The sequence below is a fragment of the Streptomyces sp. NPDC057565 genome (genome assembly GCF_042801455.1).
Classification (GTDB): Bacteria; Actinomycetota; Actinomycetes; order Streptomycetales; family Streptomycetaceae; genus Streptomyces; species Streptomyces yanii.
Genome location: NZ_JBHVFU010000185.1, coordinates 1 through 1280, shown reverse-complemented (window position 1 = coordinate 1280; position 1280 = coordinate 1). Strand labels below are relative to the sequence as shown.

The 1280-nt window shown below is 68.6% G+C and carries 1 protein-coding gene; it reads left to right on the top strand.

The features are described 5' to 3' along the window. Nucleotides 1-25 precede the first annotated feature (25 nt). Nucleotides 26-1252 (top strand): IS110 family transposase, encoded by a 1227-nt coding sequence (locus ACFU8W_RS52500; protein WP_384053015.1) that lies wholly within the window; start codon nt 26-28, stop codon nt 1250-1252. Nucleotides 1253-1280 lie beyond the last annotated feature (28 nt).

Sequence of the window (1280 nt, the reverse complement as noted above, 5' to 3'; positions counted from 1 at the left end):
TGAAGTACCTGACCAGGAGGAAGAGTTGCTACTGATTGGCGATGACTGGGCCGAGGACCACCATGACGTTGAGCTCCAGGACGCAATCGGTCGCAGGCTCGCAACAGCGAGGCTGGCGGAAGGCGCGGAGGGCATCGCCAGGTTCCACGAGCTCGTGGCCAGGCACGCCGGCGATGACCCCGATCCGGCCGATGTGGTCGTCGGGATCGAGACTGACCGGGGCACGTGGGTGCAGGCCCTGCTCGCCGCTGGCTACCAGGTCTATGCGATCAACCCCCGGCAGGTCGCCCGCTTCAAGGAGCGGTACGGCACCTCCGGTGCCAAGAGCGACAAGGGCGACGCCCACGCGCTGGCCGACATGGTCCGCATCGACCGCGACCAGCTGCGGCCCGTCGCCGGGGATAGCCACCAGGCCCAGGCCGTCAAGGTGGTCGCCCGCGCCCACCAGACACTGATCTGGGAACGCACCCGTACCTTCCAGCGACTGCGCAACACCCTGCGCGAGTACTTCCCTGCCGCCCTGAACGCCTATGCGAGCCTGGAGCTGATCAGCACCGATGCGCTGGAACTGCTGATCAAGGCACCCACTCCGGCTGCCGCGGCAAAGCTGACCCGATCCCAGATCACCGCAGTCCTCGCCCGCGCCCGACGGCACAACCGGGACCAGAAGGCCGGGGCCATCCAGGCCGCTCTGCGCGAGGAGCACTTGCAGCTGCCCGGGCCGGTGGCCGCCGCCTACGCTGCCGCCACCACCGCCCACGCCCGTCTCCTGATCGCCCTGAACGAGCAGATAACCGCAATGGAAGAGCAGGTGAAGGCCCATTTTCTCGCGCACCCGGACGCTGAGATCTACCTCTCCATGCCCGGCATCGGAGAGATCACCGGCGCCCGGGTGCTCGCCGAGTTCGGGGACGACCCCACCCGCTACAGCTCCGCCAAGGCCCGCAAAAACTACGCCGGCACCAGCCCGGTCACCCGCGCCTCGGGCAAGAGCCACAACGTCCAGGCCCGCTACGTCCGCAATAACCGCCTCGCCGACGCCCTCCAGCGCCAGGCGTTCTCCGCCCTGCGCGCCTCGCCCGGCGCCCGCCACTACTACGACAAGCAGCGAGCCCGCGAGGCCGCCTACAACTCCGCCCTCCGCCAGGTCGGCAACCGCCTCGTCGGCATCCTCCATGGATGCCTCAAGACCCGCACCCACTACGACGAAGCGACCGCCTGGTCGCACCACGCACATCCCCATGCCGCTTGACCTCAAACGTCATGGGGTGTCTGACCCG